Below are 17994 nucleotides of genomic sequence, written 5' to 3'. Positions count from 1 at the left end.
GAATCGCGCATATGGTCGCATCCGCGGGCAGGATGCGGCCATATGCGCGATTCGAGCCGCAGCATGTTCCAATGGCGGCCGATTGGCCCGGGATTACGGGGATGGACGGGGGACACCGCGGTCTAGGCTCGTCCCACGACGAAAGGAAGCCGCATGCCCCGCACCTACGATTTCGCACAGGTGGACGTGTTCTCCACGACGCCGTATCTCGGCAATCCGGTGGCGGTCGTCCTCGGCGCCGAAGGCCTCTCGGACGAGGAGATGCAGCGCCTCGCACGGTGGACCAATCTCTCCGAGACGACCTTCGTCCTCCCGGCATCCGACCCCGTAGCCGACTACCGGCTGCGCATCTTCACGCCCGGCGGCGAGCTGCCCTTCGCCGGGCATCCGACGCTCGGGTCGGCAGCCGCCTGGCTCGCCGCCGGGGGTGCACCGTCCGCCCCTGACGTGATCGTGCAGGAGTGCGGCGCGGGACTCGTCCGGATCCGCCGGGACGGCGACATCCTGTCGTTCGCAGCTCCGCCGGTGCTGCGCTCCGGCCCGATGGACGAGGAGCACGTCACGCGGATCGCGGCGGGATTCGGGATCCCGCGGTCGGCGATCATCGACCATCAGTGGATCGACAACGGTCCGGGCTGGGCGGTCGTGCGACTGGCGAGCGCCGCCGAGGTGCTGGCGCTCGAACCCGACTTCACCGCGATCGCGGATGAGATGATCGGCGCGATCGGCGCCTACCCCGAGGGATCGGCGCATGCCATCGAGATCCGCAGCTTCGCACCCCGCGTGGGCGTCGACGAGGACCCGGTCTGCGGCAGCATGAACGCCAGCGTCGGTCAGTGGCTGACCTCGACCGGCGCCCTGCCGTCCTCGTACACGGCCTCCCAGGGAGCGCGGCTGGACAGGGCGGGCGAGATCACGGTCACGGCCGATGATGCGGGAGGGGTGTGGGTCGGCGGGAGGACCACCGTCGGCATCCGCGGAACGATCGTCCTGTAGCACCGTTCTCGGACGAGCACCGTCCTCGGACGAGCACCGTCCTCGGACGCGAGCGTCGCGTCGCCGGCGCCCTGCCGAACGGGAGGACAACGCTCGAACGGGAGGAGCGGATGCTGGCATCGCTCCTCCCGTTCGAGCGTTGTCCTCCGATCCGGTCGCTTCCCGTCGCGGGCTCTCGGACGCACGTTCTGCTCACAGCAGAACGGCTCGAAGCGCTCACGCATCGCGGCCTATCGTGAAGCATGGCCGAGCTCGTCCCCTTCCCCCGCCCCCGTCCCTCCGCACCGGAGCCGCTCTGGCGGCATCTGCTGGGGGAGCAGCTGCGCCGGCGAAGGCACGAGCGCGAAGAGACCCTCACGGAGACGGCCGAGGTCGCCGGCGTCTCCCCGCAGTACCTGTCCGAGGTCGAGCGCGGGCTCAAGGAGCCGTCCAGCGAGATGATCGCGGCGATCGCCGGGGCGCTGGACACGAGCCTCATCGAGCTCACCAGCGCGATCGCCGACGACCTGCGATCGGCGCCGGCATCCACCTCTGCGGGAGCATTCGCTCTCGCAGCCTGATCCGAGACCGACCGCCCCGGGTCCGGCCCGGGTCCGGCATCCGCCCTCGCCCCTTCCCCCGGCCGCCCCCGCACCCGCACTTTGGGGGCCGACACGCCAGATGCCGGACCGAACGGCCCCTGCGATGCGGCATCCGGCGTGTCGGCCCCCAAAGTGCCAGCTGTCAGACGCCTCGCTCCCCCAGCACCGTGTCGATCAGCCCGTAGTCCAGCGCGGCGGATGCCGTGAACACCCGATCCCGGTCGGTGTCGGCGCGCAGCTCGGCGACCGAGCGCCCGGTGTGCCGGGCGAGCACGGACTCGAGGTCCGACCGCACCCGAACCACCTCGTCGGCGGCGAGGATCAGATCGGGGATGGCTCCACGGGACTGGCCGGCGGGCTGATGCAGCACGATCCTGGCGTGGGCGAGCGCCGCACGCGCCCCCGTGGCGCCAGCCGCGACGAGCAGAGCCGCGGGGCCGATCGCCTGGCCGACGCACGTCGTGGCGATCGAAGGGCGGATGTGCCGCATCGTGTCGTAGACGGCGAGCGCCGCGCCGGGATCGCCGCCCTCGCTGTTGACGTAGAACTGGATGCCGGTCTCCGGCGCGTCGGCGTCCAGATGCAGCAGCTGGGCGATGAGGGCGTTGGCGACGCCCGCGTCGATGCCGGTTCCGAGATAGACCACGCGCTCGGCGAGCAGGTGCGAGTAGACGTCCATGATCCGCTCTCCACGCGGATGCTGGGCGATCACATTCGGGATCGCGTAGCCGCTCATGCCCGTCCTCCCAGTCCCACCCGCGCGCGCCGGCGCGGGAACACCTCGGCGGTGGAGGTGACGAGCTCGTCGATGAAGCCGTACTCCTGCGCCTCGGACGCCGAGTACCAGTGGTCGTGCAGGGAGTCCTCGAAGACCCGGTCGACCGGCTGGCCGGTGTCTGCGGCGATGAGTCCGAGCACCGTGTCGCGCATCTGCCGCAGATCGTCGGCCTGCGCCTCGATCTCCACCGCGGAGCCGCCGATGCCCGCGGATCCCTGGTGCATGAGGATCCGCGCGTGCGGCAGCGCGCGGCGCTTGCCCGGGGTCCCCGACGAGAGCAGGAACTGCCCCGCGCTGGCCGCCATCCCGAGCGCGAGCGTCGACACGTCGTTCGGGACGAGCCTCATGAGGTCGCGGATCGCGAGCATCGCCGGCACGGAACCGCCGGGCGAGTGGATCCAGAGGGAGACGTCGGTGACGGCATCCTCGGCCGACAGCGTCAGCAGCTGGGTCATCAGCAGCGTGCCGTTGTCGTCGTCGAGGGCGCCGTCGAGCACGAGCACGCGCTCGTGGAACAGGGCGCGCCGGGCCTCGGGCCCGAACTGCGGGAGGGGGTTCTCTTCGGTCATGGCTCCAGCGTGCGCCGCGGCATCCGTGTCCGCGGCGGAATCCGCTGACGGCCGTTCCGCTCTCAGCGGCGTAACACCCCGGAAGCATCCTGTTCCTAGGCTGGGGACATGGCTGAGGCATGGCATCCGCACGACGACGGCATCAACTTCCACACCCGCAAGTGGGTGCGCCCGGAGGATCTCAACGCGAACGGCTCGCTGTTCGGCGGGAGCCTGCTCAAGTGGATCGACGAGGAGGCGGCGATCTACGCGATCGTGCAGCTCGGCAACTACCGGGTGGTGACGAAGCTCATCTCGGAGATCAACTTCGAGGCCTCGGCCCTGCAGGGCGATCTCATCGAGATGGGGCTGACCGCCACGCACTTCGGGCGTACGTCTCTCACCATGCGGGCGGTCGTGCGGAACATGATCACGCGCAAGCGCATCCTGACGATCGAGAAGATCGTCTTCGTCAGTCTCGGTGAGGACGGGCATCCCGCCCCGCACGGGTACTCGAGCATCACCTACAACAGGGATCGGATGCCGCACGAGCATCCCGGGACCGGGACGATCCGGCTCCCCTCCGTCTGACGCACACCCCGCGACGCCGTCGACCACCCCCTCGGGCGACGGCGTCATCGGCGTGTCGCCATCTTGTTTTCGGTGTACCTAAAAGATAGGTTTTCGGTATGCCTAAAAATCTTGGTCTCTCTGCGACCCTCATCGTGTCCGCCCTCCTCCTCGCCGGATGCTCCTCGACCGGCAACGCCCCGGCCGGCGGTCCGGCCGATGACAGACCCGTGGTCCTGACGACCTTCACCGTTCTCGCCGACATCGCCCAGAACATCGCAGGCGATCACCTGCAGGTCGGCTCGCTCACGAAGCCGGGCGCCGAGATCCACGGATACGAGCCGACCCCCGGCGACATCCGATCGGCGTCCGAGGCCGACCTCGTCCTCGACAACGGCCTGGGCCTCGAGGCGTGGTTCGCGCAGTTCATCGAGGGCGTCGACGTCCCGCACGTCGTCGTGTCGGACGGCGTCGAGGTCATGGACATCACCGGCGACGCCTACGCCGGCAAGCCCAACCCGCACGCCTGGATGAGCCCCGCGAACGTGCAGCTCTACGTCGACACGATGGCGGAGGCGTTCAGCGAGCTGGACCCCGTCCACGCCGACGACTTCGCCGCGAACGCGGCCGCCTACAAGGCGGAGCTGCAGCAGGTGCAGGACGATCTCGTGTCCGAGCTCGCCGCTCTTCCGGAGCAGCAGCGCGCGCTGGTGACCTGCGAGGGCGCCTTCTCCTACCTCGCCAGAGACGCCGGTCTCACGGAGACCTACATCTGGCCCGTCAACGCCGAGCAGCAGGCGACGCCGCAGCAGATCGCCGCGGTCATCGAGTTCGTGCGGGAGCACGAGGTCCCCGCCGTCTTCTGCGAGTCGACCGTGTCCGACAAGCCGATGCAGCAGGTCGTGGAGGCGACGGATGCCGTGTTCGGAGGAACACTGTACGTGGACTCGCTCTCCGAGCCGGACGGCCCCGTGCCCACGTATCTCGACCTGATCCGTCACGACGCCGACACCATCGCGGCCGGACTGACCGGGAACGCCTCGTGAGCGCGATCGCCGTCCGCAACGTCACCGTCCGCTACGGGGATGTGCTCGCCCTGGACGACGTCTCGGTGGACGTCGGGGCAGGACGGGTGACGGGTCTCATCGGCATGAACGGCTCGGGGAAGTCCACGCTCTTCAAGACGATGCTGGGCCTCATCCGGCCCGCAGGGGGCGGGGTGCTGCTCGACGGCGTGGAGCCGGCGTCCGCCCGCCGACGCGGGCTCGTCGGCTACGTGCCGCAGAACGAGGACGTCGACTGGTCCTTCCCCGTCTCGGTCCGCGACGTCGTCATGATGGGGAGGTACGGCGGGCGGGGGCTCACCCGAAGGCCGCGCCCCGAGGACAGGTCCGCCGTGGACGAGGCGCTGGAGCGCGTCGAGCTGACGGACCTCGCCGATCGTCAGATCGGCCGGCTCTCCGGCGGGCAGCGCAAACGCGCCTTCGTCGCACGCGGGATCGCGCAGCGCGCCGGCATCCTGCTGCTCGACGAGCCCTTCGCGGGAGTCGACAAGCGCAGCGAGGGGACGATCGTGCGCCTGCTGCGCGAGCTCGCCTCCGAGGGGACGACGGTGCTGGTGTCGACGCACGACCTGCACGCGCTGCCGGAGCTCGCCGACGAGGCGGTGCTCCTGCTGCGACGCGTGCTGTTCCACGGATCGGTCGCCGACGCGCTGGAGCCGGCACGGCTGGCGATGGCCTTCGGCCTGGACACGGATGCGGAGGACGCCGCGTGATCGGGGACTGGCTGCTCGAGCCGCTGCAGTACGACTTCATGGTGCGCGCGCTCGTGACGACCGTCATGGCCGCCATCGTGTGCGCCCTGCTGTCCTGCTGGCTGGTGCTCGTCGGATGGTCGCTCATGGGCGACGCGGTCTCGCACGCCGTCCTGCCCGGCGTCGTGCTCGCCTACGTCGTCGGTGCGCCGTTCGCCATCGGCGCCCTCGTCTTCGGCCTGCTCGCGGTCGCGCTGATCGGCGCCATCCGCGATACGAGCCGGGTGAAGGAGGACGCCGCGATCGGCATCGTCTTCACCACGCTGTTCGCTCTGGGGCTCGTCCTCATCTCGGTCACGCCGAGCCAGACGGATCTCAACCACATCATCTTCGGCAACGTCCTCGGGGTGTCGGACGGCGATCTGCTGCAGGTCGGGATCCTGGCCGCCGTGGCCTTCGCAGTCCTGCTGGTCAAGCGTCGTGATCTCACCCTGTACGCCTTCGATCCGACGCACGCCTTCGCGATCGGGCTGTCCCCGCGGATGCTCGGCGCGCTCCTGCTCGGCGTGCTCGCCCTGACGGCGGTCGTCGCCCTGCAGGTCGTCGGAGTGGTCCTCGTGGTGGCGATGCTCATCATCCCCGGCGCGACGGCGCACCTGCTGACGGATCGCTTCGGCCGGATGCTCCTGATCGCCCCGGTGCTCTCGGCGGCGTGCAGCATCCTCGGCATCTACCTCAGCTACTGGCTGGACGCCTCGCCGGGAGGACTCGTCGTGGTCGTGCAGGGATGCGCTTTCGCGCTGGCCTATCTGTTCGCGCCGAGGCAGGGGGTGATCGGCCGGCTCAGGAGTCGGGTCGGGGCTCGGGCCTGAACCTGCCCGGCCGATGCATCCCCCTCCCCGGGCTGTCCCGCCGCCCCGGACCGACGCCACCCCCGGCTCGGGCCTGAACCGGCCCGACGCTCACCCCCACCGGCCCGACGCTCATGACCTCGCGCCCCGCCTCCTCCCTCGCGCGGATGTCCGACAAATCGCGGGTGTGCGCACCGCCGACCCGCAACGACCCGGACACCGTCCCCCGCGTGTCCGGGTCGTTGCCGGTGCAGCCCCCACGTACCCGCGACACCCCGGACACGGAGGGGTGACCTCGACCCGAGGATCGAGGTCAGATGGGGATCGAGCCCAGATGGGGATCGAGCCCAGATGGGGATCGAAACCCGGTGAGGATCGAAACCCGGTGAGGAACGAACCCCGGTTGAGGATCGAACCCCGGGGGCATCGAATCAGCCCGCTCGGGCGCTTCGCGGTCTCCGGGGCTCGCCCAAGGCACCATCCGCATGCCGGCATCCGGTCGCCGTAGGCTGATCCGCATGGCCCTGGAACCTCTCGCCCTGCCCGCCGCCGACTGGAACGCCTTCATCGAGGATCGTGCGGAGGCCTCCCTCGCCGCCGCTCGAGACGTCGTCTCGCGCCTCAAGGACGGCTCCGCACGCACCCCGCTGGAGACGCTGGAGCTGTGGAACGCCGGCGAGACGGCGACCGCGAACGCGTCGAGCTTCACGCAGCTGCTGGCCGAGGTGCATCCGGATGCTGCGACGCGCGAGCTCGCGGAGCACAAGCTCCAGGACGCCTCCGCCTTCGTCACGGAACGCGATCAGGACCACGAGCTCTACGCCGTGCTCGCGGCGATCGATCCGACGGGTCTCGACGACGATGCGGCACGACTGCTCACCCGCGTGCTCCGCGACTTCCGTCGTGCGGGCGTCGATCGCGATGAGGCGACCAGGACTCGGCTGGCCGAGATCAGCGCCCGCACGACCGTGATCGAGCAGGACTTCTCCCGCAACGTGCGCGATGACGTGCGCAGCATCCGAGTCACGCCCGACCGCCTCGCCGGACTCCCGGAGGACTTCGTCGCCGCGCATCCGGCCGGCGACGACGGCCTCGTCGAGATCACGACCGACTATCCCGATTTCCGGCCGTTCCGCGCCTATGCGCACGATGCGGCCGCCCGCGAGGAGATCTCCCGCGCTTATCTGAACCGCGGCTGGCCGGCGAACGACCCGCTGCTGCACGAACTGCTGGACCTGCGCGCCGAGCAGGCCGGGCTCCTCGGCTACGCCTCCTGGCCGGACTACGACGCCGAGGTGAAGATGATCGGCACGGGCGAGGCGATCGCCGCCTTCATCGACCGGATCAGCGATCTGTCCGGCGACCGGGCCCGCGCCGACGCCGACGCTCTCCTCGCACGCGCGAGGCAGGACGATCCGTCGATCACGCGGATCACGTCCGCCGACGCCGACTACTACGGGGAGATCCTGCGTCGCGAGCAGCACGACGTGGATGCCCAGGAGGTGCGTCGCTACTTCGACTTCACGCACGTGCGCGAAGGGCTGCTGGCCGTCACCGGGCGACTGTTCGGACTCTCCTATCGCGCCGTGGATGCGGCCGCCTGGGCCGAGGACGTCACGAGCCACGACGTGCTGCGAGGCGGCGAGCGCATCGGCCGCATCCACCTCGACCTGCATCCGCGCGAGGGCAAGTACAAGCATGCGGCGCAGTTCGATCTCGTCACCGGGGTGCGCGGGGCGCAGCTGCCGGAGGGGGTGCTCGTCTGCAACTTCCCGCGTGGACTCATGGAGCACGAGCAGGTCAAGACGCTCTTCCACGAGTTCGGGCATCTGCTGCACCACATCCTCGGCGGCGACCAGTCCTGGGCGCGGTTCTCCGGCGTCGCCACCGAATGGGACTTCGTCGAGGCGCCATCGCAGATGCTCGAGGAATGGGCGTGGGATGCCGACATCCTGCAGACCTTCGCGCAGGACTCCGATGGCCATGCCATCCCCGCCGACCTCGTCGCAAGGATGCGCCGCGCCGCGGACGCGGACCGGGGACGCTGGGCGCGGACGCAGATCTTCTACTCCGCCGTCTCGTATCGGCTGCACCTGGAGCGCCCCTCCGATCACGACGCCGCGGTGCGCGAGCTCTCCGCGCGCTACTCGGTCATCGACCCGCTGGAGGACACCCACTTCCAGGCGGGCTTCGGACACCTCACCGGCTACAGCTCCGCGTATTACACGTACATGTGGAGCCTGGTGATCGCGAAGGACCTGTTCAGCGCCTTCGATCCGACGGACCTGTTCGCCCCCGCCGTGGCGGCGCGATACCGCGACCGGATCCTCGCCCCGGGCGGATCGGCGGATGCCGCGGATCTGGTCGAGGCCTTCCTCGGCCGCCCGTACTCCTTCGACGCGTTCGGCGCATGGCTCGTCTAGATGCGTGAGGAGCCCCCGCTGCGGCGCCCCCTTCGGCGCCCGCTGCGGCATCCCTCTGCGGCATCCCTCTGCGGCGCCCCCTAGGGAGCCCCGAGGAGCCCCGCGCTCGGTCAGAGCACTCCGCCGCGCTGCTCCTTCCTGCGCCGCGCTGCTCCTTTCCGTGCCGCGCTGCTCCTTTCCGTGCCGCGCTGCTCCTTTCCGTGCCGCGCTGCTCCTTTCCGTGCCGCGCTGCTCCTTTCCGTGCCGCGCTGCTCCTTTCCGTGCCGCGCTGCTCCTCTCCGTGCCGCGCTGCTCCTTCTGAAGGGCGCGGCGACTATCCACGCAGCGCACGGCCAGAACTGCCGCACGACTTGAGGAATAGCAGCGCGCTGCCGGCGAGCGCCCCCGCGAGGTACCTGACGAAGAGCGTTCTGACGGTGACCGCGGGTGAGGATGCCCCAACGCGACGCACACCGGGACACGCCGAGTGCACGACGGGACTACGTAGAAGGCGACCTCGGGCGCGACGGATAGCGACCCGGGCGCACTTCGGATAACAAGCCCGGACCACTTCGGATAACAAACCGGGACCACTTCGGATAACAAACCGGGACCACTTCGGATAACGAACCGGGACCACTTCGGACAACACGCCCGGGACCACCTCAGATAACAAGCCCGAACCACGACGGATAACGAGCCCGGACCACGACGGATGGCGGGCTCGGCGCGCACTCGGAAGGTAAGCCGGGTGCAGGATGGAAGGATGAGCCGTCCTGCCACCGCCGCCACGACCGCCATCCGCGAGATGCGCGACTTCCTGTTCGCACACGCCACCGACTACGCCGGCGCCCGCGCCGGCTTCTCCTGGCCGCGGCTGGACACCTTCAACTTCGCGCTGGAGTGGTTCGACGTCGTCGCGGCAGAGCATCCCGACCGCGCCGCCGTGCAGATCGTCTCGGCAGATCTGAGCGTGCGCTCCTGGAGCTACGGCGAGCTCTCGCGCCGCAGCGACCAGGTCGCGAACTGGCTCCTCGACCTCGGCATCCGCCGCGGCGACCATGTCATCGTGATGCTGGACAACACGATCGAGCTGTGGGAGACGATGCTCGCGATCACCAAGATCGGCGCGGTCTCCATCCCGACGTCGACGCTGCTGTCGGCATCCGATCTCGCCTACCGGATCGAGCACGGCGAGGCGCGCGCGATCGTCGCTTCGTCTCGCGCCGCTCACTCCGTGCAGCGCACCAGCGGACCCGTGACCGACCCCGTGACCGGTGGCCTCGTGCGCGTCGCGGTCGGAGACGCGCCCGCCGGCTGGGCCGACTTCGCCGACTCGGCGGGCGCGGCGGACGCCTTCGAGCCGGACGCCCCGACACCGGCATCCGACACCGGCCTGCTGTACTTCACCTCGGGGACGACGAACCGCCCGAAGCTCGTACGGCACACCCACGTGTCCTACCCGATCGGCCACCTGTCCACGATGTGGTGGCTCGGCGTGCGGCCGGGAGACGTGCACCTGAACATCTCCTCGCCCGGCTGGGCGAAGCACGCCTGGTCGAGCTTCTACTCGCCCTTCCTGGCGCAGGCGACCGTGTTCGTCTACAACTACGACCGCTTCGACGCGAACACGCTCATGCAGGTCATGGACGCCCATCGCGTCTCGACGTTCTGCGCTCCGCCGACGGTGTGGCGGATGCTCATCCAGGCCGACCTGTCGCGCCTCACCATCCCTCCGCGGGGGCTCGTCGGCGCCGGCGAGCCGCTCAACCCCGAGGTCATCGCACGGGTGCGCGAGGCGTGGGGCGGGACGATCCGCGACGGCTTCGGCCAGACCGAGATGACGGCGTGCGTGGGCAACTCCCCCGGTCAGGTCGTCAAGGACGGCTCGATGGGACGCCCGCTGCCCGGATATCCCGTCGTGCTGCTGGATCCCGCCACCGGGACCCCCGTCGACGACGAGGGCGAGATCGCACTCGACCTCGCGGAGGCTCCGCTGGGGCTCATGGCCGGGTACTACCAGGATCCCGCCAAGACGGCGGAGTCCCGCGTCGGGGGCTACCACCACACCGGCGACATCGCCTCCCGGGATGCCGACGGCTACCTCACCTATGTCGGACGTTCGGACGACGTGTTCAAGGCATCCGACTACAAGATCTCGCCGTTCGAGCTGGAGTCCGTGCTGCTCGAGCACGAGCTCGTCGTCGAGGCGGCCGTCGTGCCGAGTCCGGATCCGACGCGGCTCGCGGTGCCGAAGGCGTACGTCTGCCTGCGGACGGATGCCGGGGACGAGATCGCCGCCGCCGGAGCGATCTACGCCTTCGCCCGCGAACGACTCTCCTCGCACCTCTGGGTGCGGATCATCGAGTTCGTGCCGGAGCTGCCGAAGACGATCTCGGGGAAGATCCGCCGGGTCGAGCTGCGCGCCCGCGAGGCCGAACGGGTCGCCGGAGGAGATGCGGCCGGCCAGCATCTGGACCGCGACCACCGCTGACGCGATCGCTTGAGGCAGCCGTCCGCGATCTCGGGTCGAATCCGGTCGGGGCTGCGGGTCAGCAGCCTTCGATCCCGACGGCGTCTGAATGTCGCGTGGGTGTGCCGCGTGCCGCGTGAGTTTGTCGCGTGCCGCATGAGTGTGCCGCCGTGCCACAAGCCACGTGTCGCGTGAGTGTGCCACGTGTCGCGTGGGCGAGGGCGTGTCCGGGTCTTTGCGACTCAGAAGCCCTCGGACCCGCACTTCCCCTGACACGCTTCTACGCATGTCCGGGTTCCTGCGGGATACCGGATGGCGCACCCACCAATTCCCTGACACGCGGGGTGCCAATCGGCCGTCGAGCGACACCGGTGGGTCAGCGCGACGCGCGCAGGAGCCGGACCCGCAGCCGGCCTGCTCCGTTCGATACCCACGAGCACGTCGCCGGCTCGATCCCTGCCTTCCCGCACGGCACCCGCTCGATTCAGCACTATCCCGCACGTCGCCCGCTCGATTCGGCGCCTGCGCGGCCTACGGGAGGTGCGAACTCGATCCAGCACGTTCGCCGGCACCGCCGGCGACGTCAGTGCTCATGCTCGTCGATCTCGCCCGTGAGCACGCCGACCGGGACGGCGCAGGCATCCCCCCGCCACGCCTCGACGCCCTCCCGCACGGCGAACCCGGCGATGACGAGAGCGGCGACCGGATCGGCCCAGCCCCAGCCGAACAGGGCGTTGGCGAGCAGGCCGAGCAGGACCGCGGCGGACAGGTAGCTGCAGATGAGGGTCTGCTTCGAGTCGGCCACCGCCGAGGCGGATCCCAGCTCGCGTCCTGCGCGCCGCTCGAGCCAGCTGACGAACGGCATGATCACCAGGCTGACCGCCGCGAGCACGATGCCGACCGGGCTGCGCTCCGCCTCGCGGACACCGGTGAGCGTGAGCGCTGCGTCCACGGTGACGTAGGCGGCCAGCGCGAAGAACGCGATGGCGATGACGCGCAGCGCCGTGCGCTCGCGCTTCTCCGGATCCGGCGCCGCGAACTGCCAGGCGACCGCCGCCGCGGAGAGCACTTCTACGAAGGAGTCCAGGCCGAAGCCGATGAGGGCGGCCGAGGATGCCGCGCCTCCGGCGAGCAGCGCGATCACCCCCTCGACGAGGTTGTACGCGATCGTGAATCCCACGATCCACCGGATTCGACGACGGAGCACCCCGATGCGTGCAGGGTCGGTCGCGACGGTCACGCGTCCTCCGCGATCCGGCAGCACGGGCAGTCCGTGTCGAGGCAGGCAGATCCCTCGTCGACGGCCAGGACCGTCTCGAGCAGCGTCCGGATGCCGAGGGCGATGTGCGGATCGGAGATCTCGTAGCGGGTGCGACGTCCCTCCGGCTCCGCCACGACCAGCCCGCAGCCGCGCAGACACGCCAGATGGTTCGACACGTTGGTGCGCGTGAGGTCGAGGGTGCGGGAAAGCTCCGCGGGATACCCGGGACCGTCGAGAAGCGCGAGCAGGATGCGGGAACGGGAGGGATCGGCCATCGCCTTGCCGAGGCGGTTGAGCACGTCGAGGCGAGAGGAAATGGTCAGCACACGATGACTATACAGTCTCTACTGACTATTTGCGATCGCTCGCCCCGCCCCGGATGCTCACCCCGGGCGAGCGGGGTCCCCTATGGTCGCCTCCGAGGCGGGGAACCGACTATACGAGGCACCTCGCACAGCGGATGCGGCAGAACGAGACACCTCCCGACGCGGACGCCAGACCGGAGGACGCTCCGGCGGCCGACGCCGCCAGACGGGACGCCGCCAGACGGGATGCCGCGGGACGCCGCCCCGTGCGCGGATGCCGACGGACGAGGCTCTCCCCCAGACGGATGCCGGCGAAAGAGCGCCGTCGATCCGGAACGACGCCCCGGCCTCACCGCCCGTCGTAGGCCGCCCTGGACGCCTCGATCGCGGGATGATTCTCCACCGCCCAGTCGCCGATCGCCCGCGCAATGGGGATCAGGGTCCCGCCGAGCACGGTCAGCTCGTACTCCACGCGCGGCGGCGCCTCCGCGTACGCGGTGCGGGCGACCAACCCGTCGCGCTCCAATTGGCGGAGGGTCAGCGTCAGCATCCGCTGCGAGATGCCGGGGATGTGCCGGAGCAGCTCGCTGAAGCGCAGCCGCTCCCGCTGCAGGGTCGCGATGAGCAGCAGCGACCACTTGTCTCCGACCCGGTCGAGCACCTCCCGGATCGCCCTGCCGTCGCCCGCGTTCAGCTCGCAGCAGCTCTCGTAGCCGGGGAACCCGGCGGGCGCGGCGCCCTCGACGCGCGTCGGTGACAACGATGTGCCTTTTGCATCCGGCATCCGTTTGCTCCAATGTTGGTTACTGATCGTAACAAGCACACAGAACGGAACGCCATGCTGATCGCACTCTGGATCGTCAACGGCCTGCTCGCGCTCGCCATGCTCGGCGCCGGCGGCATGAAACTCATCACGCCCAAGGCGACCCTCGCCGAGCGGGGCATGGCGTGGACGACGGACTTCACCGCCGCACAGGTCAAGACCGTCGCCGCGCTGGAGGTCGTCGGGGCCATCGGCCTCATCCTGCCGCTGCTCACCAGGATCCTGCCGGTCCTCACCCCGCTCGCCTCGACGGGCCTCGCGATCATCATGGTCGGCGCCGTCGTCGTGCACGTGCGCCGCAAGGAGCAGGCCGCTCCCGCGATCGTGCTCGCGCTGCTCGCGATCGCGAGCGCCGTCCTCGGCTTCGCCGTCGTCGCCTGATCGCGCGTCGTCGGGGCCCCGTCAGCAGATCGCGCGCCGTCAGGCCGCGGGCTCGGACTCCGGATCCGCGACCGACGTCGCCTTACGGACGACCGCCGAACGGCTGACGATGAGGGAGAGCACGGCGGCGATCACGCACAGCGCCGCGCCGCCCCACCATGCATAGGTGTAGGCGCCGAACACGTCGCGGATGACGCCGGCGCCGAGCGCGGCGATCGCCGCGCCGATCTGGTGCGAGGCGAAGACCCAGCCGAAGACGATCGTGCCGCGCTCCCCGAAGATCTCGCGGCACAGCGCCGCAGTCGGCGGCACGGTCGCCACCCAGTCGAGCCCGTAGACGACGATGAAGAGCACCATGCTCGGATGGACCGTATCCGACAGCAGCCAGGGGAGCAGCAGCAGGCCGACACCGCGGAAGCCGTAGTAGGCGACGAGGAGCTTGCGCGGGTCGAAGCGATCGGTGAGCCATCCCGACGCGACGGTCCCCACGATGTCGAAGATCCCGACGACGGCGAGGAGCCCTGCGGCGGTCGTCTGCGACATGCCGTGATCGTGGGCGGAGGGGATGAAGTGGATCCCGATCAGACCGTTGGTCGTCGCTCCGCAGATCGCGAACGCCCCGGCGAGCGCCCAGAACGACCCTCGCTTCGAGGCGAACCGCAGTCCGTCGAACGCGCGAGCGACGGCGCCGCCGGTGACGCGGGGCGGCACGACGTGGCCCGGGGCGGCGCCGTAGGGGAGCACACCGCGGTCGGAGGGATGATCCCTCAGCACCGACCAGACGACCGGCACGGCGATCAGGGCCGCCACGGCGACGAGAAGCGAGGCCCAGCGCCATCCGCCGCTCTCCGCGATGGCCGCCACCGGTGGGAGGAAGATCAGCTGACCGGTGGCCGAACCGGCGGTCAGCACGCCCATCACGAGGCCCCTGTTGCGCTCGAACCAGCGGTTCGCGATCGTCGCCGCGAACACGAGCGCCATCGAGCCGGTGCCCAGCCCGATGAGCACTCCCCAGAACAGCAGCAGCTGCCAGGACGCCGTCATCAGCACGCTGCCGCCCGCGCCGAGGGCGACGAGCGCCAGTGCCGTCGCGGTCACCTGGCGGATGCCGAAGCGGTCCATGAGCGCCGCCGCGAAGGGGGCGGTCAGGCCGTACAGCAGCAGGTTCACGCTCACGGCGAGCGACATGACGCTGGTCGACCAGCCGAACTCATCGTGCAGGGGCACCATGAGCGCGCCCGGCGCGGCCCGGAATCCGGCGGCGGCGAGCAGCGCGAGGAACGCGACGGCCGCGACCCACCACGCGGGATGGATGCGGGGCGTCCTGGATGAGGGCATGCTTGTGACTTTCTTGAGAGAAGTTAGAATCGCAGTGTAGCCAGAGAAGCGCGACGAGAGGAAGCCGGATGCCTCTGCGATCCGATTGGTCGGACGGCCTCTGCCCGATACGCCGCTCCCTGGATGTGCTGGGGGACCCCTGGGTGCTGCTCATCATCCGCGATGTCCTGCACGGCCGCGGGCGCTTCGACGCGCTGCGCGAGAATCTCGGGATCGCGGATGCCGTGCTCAGCCGGCGACTGCATGCGATGATCGACGCCGGACTGCTCGCACGGGTCGACTACCGGGACGGCGCACGCACCCGGCAGGGATACGCGGCGACCGAGGCGGCGGCGGAGCTGCTGCCCGTCCTGCAGCAGCTGGCGATCTGGGGCGAACGCCACACCGCGCTGCCCGACGGCGGCGCCCACATGGCGATGATCCACGAGGCCTGCGGTGGGGAGACCACGCAGGGGCAGGTCTGCAGCGCCTGTGGCGCCGTGCTCACCGCGGCCGAGATGACCTGGGTCAAGCCGTGGAAGGATGCGCGCGATCATCTGCAGCCGGCGGGGACGCTGCTCTGACCGCCTGCGACGTCCGGGCATCCGGACCCGCTCGACCATCCGGCCCCCGTCCGATCTGCTCCGGCCGCAGAGGCCTCGTCGACGGAACGGGGTCTCGGCGGCACAGGACGAACGCGGCTCAGCGCTCCCAGGCGCGCGCCCGGAGGAGTCGCAGGCCGTTCAGCGCGACGATGACCGTCGACCCCTCGTGACCCGCCACCGCCAGCGGAAGAGGCAGCGTTCCGGCGAGATCCCAGACGACGAGGATCGAGATGAAGGTCGCGGCGATGGCGAGGTTGGCGACGACGTGGCGATGGGCGCGGCGCGACAGCCGGATGAGCTTCGCGATCGTCTCCAGCTCATCGCGGACGATCACGACGTCGGCGCTGTCGAGTGCGAGGTCCGCTCCCCGCCTGCCCATCCCGACGCCCGTGGACGCGGCCGCGAGAGCCGGGGCGTCGTTCACGCCGTCGCCGATCAGCATGACGCGCTCCCCCTCCGCCTCGCGTTCTCGCACGATGCGCGCCTTGTCCTCCGGGAGCAGGGCGGCCCGCACCTCGCCGACGCCCGTCGCCGCCGCCACCTGGCCGGCGACCTCGGCGTTGTCCCCGGTCAGGAGCATCGGCTCCGCCCCGGTCGCCTCCCGCACGGCGGCGACGGCGTCCGCGGCATCCGCGCGCACCGCATCGGCGAGGAGGATCGTGCCGATGACCGCCCCGTCGACGCTGACGCGCACGCCGGTGCCCACGGAGCCGGCGGCGGGCTCCCCGCGGTCGACGACGACCAGCGCACCGTCGACGACGCCCTCCGCTCCCCTGCCGGGGACGGCTCGGAAACCGCCGGCCTCGGCGAAGGGGACGCCCCGCTCAACGGCGCAGCGCACGATCGCGGCACCGATCGGATGCTCGCTGAGCCGCTCGACGCTCGCCGCGAGCCGAAGCAGCTCCGGCTCGTCCCGCGTCTCGATCGAGACGACCTCCGGCGCGCCGGAGGTCAGTGTGCCGGTCTTGTCGAAGGCGACAAGAGTGGTGCGCCCGAGGCCCTCCATCGCGGTCGCGGTCTTGACGAGCACGCCGCGTCGCCCTGCGTTGGCCATCGAGGCGAGCAGCGGAGGCATGGTCGACAGCACGACGGCGCAGGGCGAGGCGACGATCATGAAGGTGATCGCACGCAGCAGCGCCACGTCGAAGGAGTCGCCGAGCAGCAGGGGCACCACGAGCACGAGCAGCGTCGCGACGACCATCCCGACCGAGTAGCGCTGCTCGACCTTCTCGATGAACAGCTGCGTGCGAGCCTTCGTCCTGGAGGCTTCGGCCACGAGCGCGACGATCCGCGCGACGACGGAATCGGATGCCGGGCGCGTGATCTCCACGGTCAGGGCGCCGGTGCCGTTGACCGTGCCCGACAGCACTTCGTCGCCGGCCCGCCGCAGCACCGGCACGGACTCACCGGTGATCGCCTGCTGATCGACTTCGCCGATGCCTTCGACGACGCGGCCGTCCCCGGCGATCCGCTCGCCGGGCCGGACGAGGATGCGCTGCCCTGGCACGAGTTCCGCAGCATCCAGCTCGCTCCCGTCGACGAGCCTCGCACGCTCGGGCGCGAGATCGAGCAGCGAGGCGACCGAGTCCGCCGTGCGCTGGGTGACGATCGCCTCGAGCGCACCGGAGGTCGCGAAGATGACGATGAGCAGCGCGCCGTCGAGCGCCTGGCCGATGGATGCCGCGGCGATGGCGGCCACGATCATCAGCAGGTCGACGTCCAGCGTCCGCTCCCGGAGCGCCCTGAGCCCTGCGAGCGCCGGCTCCCATCCGCCCGCCGCGTAGCAGGCGAGCAGCAGCGCCCACCAGAGCGGCGCGGGGGCTCCGAGCGCCTGGGCGCTCCATCCCGCCAGGAACAGTGCGAGGGCGGCGGCGGCCCACCGCACCTCGGGCAGCCGGGAGCCGGTGGCGAAGATCGACCGAGGCCGCGCGAGCGTGCGCCCCGCCGACTCCGCGAGCACCGCGGTCATGCGTCGTCACGGTGCGCGGCGTGATGACGCGGGTCGGCGTCGACCGCGTGCTCGGCCTGGTGAACGGCATGCGTCACGAGCTGCCTGGCGTGCTCGTCGACGAGGCTGTAGAACATGCGCGTGCCATCCTGGCGGACTTTGACGATGCGCCCCCACCGCAGCTTCGCGAGATGCTGCGACACGGCGGTCGGCGTCTTCCCCACCCGCTCGGCGAGCTCGTTCACCGACAGCTCGGCGTCGCGCAGCGCGAGGATGATGCGCACGCGCGTGGCATCGGCGAGCAGGCTGAAGACCTCCACCGCCATGTCCACGTAGGGGCTCTCCGCGGTGAATGTGCATCTCTTCGAATCTTCACGCATATGCAGATACTAGATCGGG

Annotated in this window: 18 protein-coding genes; 10 read left to right on the top strand and 8 right to left on the bottom strand. The window is 70.4% G+C overall.

What is annotated here, in order from left to right:
* The first annotated feature begins 153 nt into the window (after positions 1-153).
* Together ACYVGQ_RS05090 and ACYVGQ_RS05085 are read left to right on the top strand one after the other, a co-directional pair.
* Positions 154-996, top strand: a complete 843-nt coding sequence (locus ACYVGQ_RS05090; protein ID WP_460783459.1) for a PhzF family phenazine biosynthesis protein — start codon at positions 154-156, stop codon at positions 994-996.
* Positions 997-1238: 242 nt separating this feature from the next.
* Positions 1239-1556, top strand: a complete 318-nt coding sequence (locus tag ACYVGQ_RS05085) for a helix-turn-helix domain-containing protein (protein ID WP_460783458.1) — start codon at positions 1239-1241, stop codon at positions 1554-1556.
* A gap of 163 nt (positions 1557-1719) precedes the next feature.
* Here the strand turns inward: ACYVGQ_RS05085 and ACYVGQ_RS05080 are convergent, their stop codons facing one another.
* Together ACYVGQ_RS05080 and ACYVGQ_RS05075 are read right to left on the bottom strand one after the other, a co-directional pair.
* Positions 1720-2313 (bottom strand): ClpP family protease, encoded by a 594-nt coding sequence (locus ACYVGQ_RS05080; protein ID WP_460783457.1) that lies wholly within the window; start codon positions 2311-2313, stop codon positions 1720-1722.
* Positions 2310-2924, bottom strand: a complete 615-nt coding sequence (locus ACYVGQ_RS05075) for a ClpP family protease (RefSeq protein ID WP_460783456.1) — start codon at positions 2922-2924, stop codon at positions 2310-2312. Before ACYVGQ_RS05075 ends, ACYVGQ_RS05080 begins: the two co-directional genes overlap by 4 nt.
* 108 nt (positions 2925-3032) lie before the next feature.
* On the opposite strand from ACYVGQ_RS05075, the gene ACYVGQ_RS05070 reads away from it, so the two are divergent.
* The 6 genes from ACYVGQ_RS05070 (at position 3033) to ACYVGQ_RS05045 (ending at position 10976) form a co-directional block, all read left to right on the top strand.
* Positions 3033-3494 (top strand): acyl-CoA thioesterase, encoded by a 462-nt coding sequence (locus tag ACYVGQ_RS05070; protein WP_460783455.1) that lies wholly within the window; start codon positions 3033-3035, stop codon positions 3492-3494.
* A 98-nt stretch (positions 3495-3592) separates the two neighbouring features.
* Complete coding sequence (locus tag ACYVGQ_RS05065; protein WP_460783454.1) at positions 3593-4519, top strand: metal ABC transporter substrate-binding protein; 927 nt, start codon at positions 3593-3595, stop codon at positions 4517-4519.
* Positions 4516-5250: a metal ABC transporter ATP-binding protein gene (locus ACYVGQ_RS05060; RefSeq protein ID WP_460783452.1), complete on the top strand. Its 735-nt coding sequence runs from the start codon at positions 4516-4518 to the stop codon at positions 5248-5250. Before ACYVGQ_RS05065 ends, ACYVGQ_RS05060 begins: the two co-directional genes overlap by 4 nt.
* Before the next feature lie 38 nt (positions 5251-5288).
* Positions 5289-6101 (top strand): metal ABC transporter permease, encoded by an 813-nt coding sequence (locus ACYVGQ_RS05055; protein WP_460783924.1) that lies wholly within the window; start codon positions 5289-5291, stop codon positions 6099-6101.
* A 497-nt stretch (positions 6102-6598) separates the two neighbouring features.
* On the top strand, positions 6599-8503 hold the full coding sequence (locus ACYVGQ_RS05050; RefSeq protein ID WP_460783451.1) for a M3 family metallopeptidase: 1905 nt from the start codon (positions 6599-6601) through the stop codon (positions 8501-8503).
* Positions 8504-9248: 745 nt separating this feature from the next.
* On the top strand, positions 9249-10976 hold the full coding sequence (locus ACYVGQ_RS05045) for an AMP-binding protein (RefSeq protein ID WP_460783450.1): 1728 nt from the start codon (positions 9249-9251) through the stop codon (positions 10974-10976).
* 562 nt (positions 10977-11538) lie between these two features.
* Here the strand turns inward: ACYVGQ_RS05045 and ACYVGQ_RS05040 are convergent.
* The 3 genes from ACYVGQ_RS05040 to ACYVGQ_RS05030 all read right to left on the bottom strand — a co-directional run bounded on the left by ACYVGQ_RS05040 (position 11539) and on the right by ACYVGQ_RS05030 (position 13281).
* Positions 11539-12195, bottom strand: coding sequence for a cation transporter (locus tag ACYVGQ_RS05040; protein ID WP_460783449.1), 657 nt, complete (start codon positions 12193-12195; stop codon positions 11539-11541).
* Positions 12192-12542 carry a Cd(II)/Pb(II)-sensing metalloregulatory transcriptional regulator CmtR gene (gene cmtR / locus ACYVGQ_RS05035; RefSeq protein WP_460783448.1) on the bottom strand — a complete coding sequence of 117 codons (351 nt, stop codon included), beginning with the start codon at positions 12540-12542 and terminating at the stop codon, positions 12192-12194. Before cmtR ends, ACYVGQ_RS05040 begins: the two co-directional genes overlap by 4 nt.
* A gap of 328 nt (positions 12543-12870) precedes the next feature.
* Positions 12871-13281: a winged helix-turn-helix transcriptional regulator gene (locus tag ACYVGQ_RS05030; RefSeq protein WP_460783447.1), complete on the bottom strand. Its 411-nt coding sequence runs from the start codon at positions 13279-13281 to the stop codon at positions 12871-12873.
* A 78-nt stretch (positions 13282-13359) separates the two neighbouring features.
* Here ACYVGQ_RS05030 and ACYVGQ_RS05025 point away from each other — a divergent pair, with 78 nt between their 5' ends.
* Positions 13360-13725: a DoxX family protein gene (locus ACYVGQ_RS05025; RefSeq protein WP_460783446.1), complete on the top strand. Its 366-nt coding sequence runs from the start codon at positions 13360-13362 to the stop codon at positions 13723-13725.
* A 39-nt stretch (positions 13726-13764) separates the two neighbouring features.
* Here ACYVGQ_RS05025 and ACYVGQ_RS05020 read toward each other — a convergent pair whose 3' ends face one another.
* Positions 13765-15063: an MFS transporter gene (locus ACYVGQ_RS05020; RefSeq protein ID WP_460783445.1), complete on the bottom strand. Its 1299-nt coding sequence runs from the start codon at positions 15061-15063 to the stop codon at positions 13765-13767.
* A 68-nt stretch (positions 15064-15131) separates the two neighbouring features.
* Between ACYVGQ_RS05020 and ACYVGQ_RS05015 the strand changes: the two genes are divergently transcribed.
* Positions 15132-15626, top strand: coding sequence for a winged helix-turn-helix transcriptional regulator (locus tag ACYVGQ_RS05015; RefSeq protein WP_460783444.1), 495 nt, complete (start codon positions 15132-15134; stop codon positions 15624-15626).
* A 118-nt stretch (positions 15627-15744) separates the two neighbouring features.
* Here ACYVGQ_RS05015 and ACYVGQ_RS05010 read toward each other — a convergent pair whose 3' ends face one another.
* Together ACYVGQ_RS05010 and ACYVGQ_RS05005 are read right to left on the bottom strand one after the other, a co-directional pair.
* Entirely contained in the window at positions 15745-17616 is a 1872-nt protein-coding gene (locus ACYVGQ_RS05010) for a heavy metal translocating P-type ATPase (protein ID WP_460783443.1), read from the bottom strand.
* Positions 17613-17975, bottom strand: coding sequence for an ArsR/SmtB family transcription factor (locus ACYVGQ_RS05005; RefSeq protein ID WP_460783441.1), 363 nt, complete (start codon positions 17973-17975; stop codon positions 17613-17615). The genes ACYVGQ_RS05010 and ACYVGQ_RS05005 overlap by 4 nt, the downstream gene beginning before the upstream one ends.
* Positions 17976-17994 lie beyond the last annotated feature (19 nt).

Source organism: Microbacterium tumbae (genome assembly GCF_054780175.1).
This window is presented reverse-complemented; position numbering and strand designations above follow the sequence as displayed.

Bases quoted from the DNA above. Each gene is read 5' to 3' on its own strand.
- ACYVGQ_RS05065 (WP_460783454.1), top strand. From the start codon at position 3,593: ATGCCTAAAAATCTTGGTCTCTCTGCGACCCTCATCGTGTCCGCCCTC.
- ACYVGQ_RS05085 (WP_460783458.1), top strand. From the start codon at position 1,239: ATGGCCGAGCTCGTCCCCTTCCCCCGCCCCCGTCCCTCCGCACCGGAG.
- ACYVGQ_RS05010 (WP_460783443.1), bottom strand. From the start codon at position 17,616: ATGACCGCGGTGCTCGCGGAGTCGGCGGGGCGCACGCTCGCGCGGCCT.
- ACYVGQ_RS05080 (WP_460783457.1), bottom strand. From the start codon at position 2,313: ATGAGCGGCTACGCGATCCCGAATGTGATCGCCCAGCATCCGCGTGGA.
- ACYVGQ_RS05025 (WP_460783446.1), top strand. From the start codon at position 13,360: ATGCTGATCGCACTCTGGATCGTCAACGGCCTGCTCGCGCTCGCCATG.
- ACYVGQ_RS05075 (WP_460783456.1), bottom strand. From the start codon at position 2,924: ATGACCGAAGAGAACCCCCTCCCGCAGTTCGGGCCCGAGGCCCGGCGC.
- ACYVGQ_RS05050 (WP_460783451.1), top strand. From the start codon at position 6,599: ATGGCCCTGGAACCTCTCGCCCTGCCCGCCGCCGACTGGAACGCCTTC.
- ACYVGQ_RS05090 (WP_460783459.1), top strand. From the start codon at position 154: ATGCCCCGCACCTACGATTTCGCACAGGTGGACGTGTTCTCCACGACG.
- ACYVGQ_RS05070 (WP_460783455.1), top strand. From the start codon at position 3,033: ATGGCTGAGGCATGGCATCCGCACGACGACGGCATCAACTTCCACACC.
- ACYVGQ_RS05045 (WP_460783450.1), top strand. From the start codon at position 9,249: ATGAGCCGTCCTGCCACCGCCGCCACGACCGCCATCCGCGAGATGCGC.
- ACYVGQ_RS05005 (WP_460783441.1), bottom strand. From the start codon at position 17,975: ATGCGTGAAGATTCGAAGAGATGCACATTCACCGCGGAGAGCCCCTAC.
- ACYVGQ_RS05055 (WP_460783924.1), top strand. From the start codon at position 5,289: ATGGTGCGCGCGCTCGTGACGACCGTCATGGCCGCCATCGTGTGCGCC.
- ACYVGQ_RS05020 (WP_460783445.1), bottom strand. From the start codon at position 15,063: ATGCCCTCATCCAGGACGCCCCGCATCCATCCCGCGTGGTGGGTCGCG.
- ACYVGQ_RS05015 (WP_460783444.1), top strand. From the start codon at position 15,132: ATGCCTCTGCGATCCGATTGGTCGGACGGCCTCTGCCCGATACGCCGC.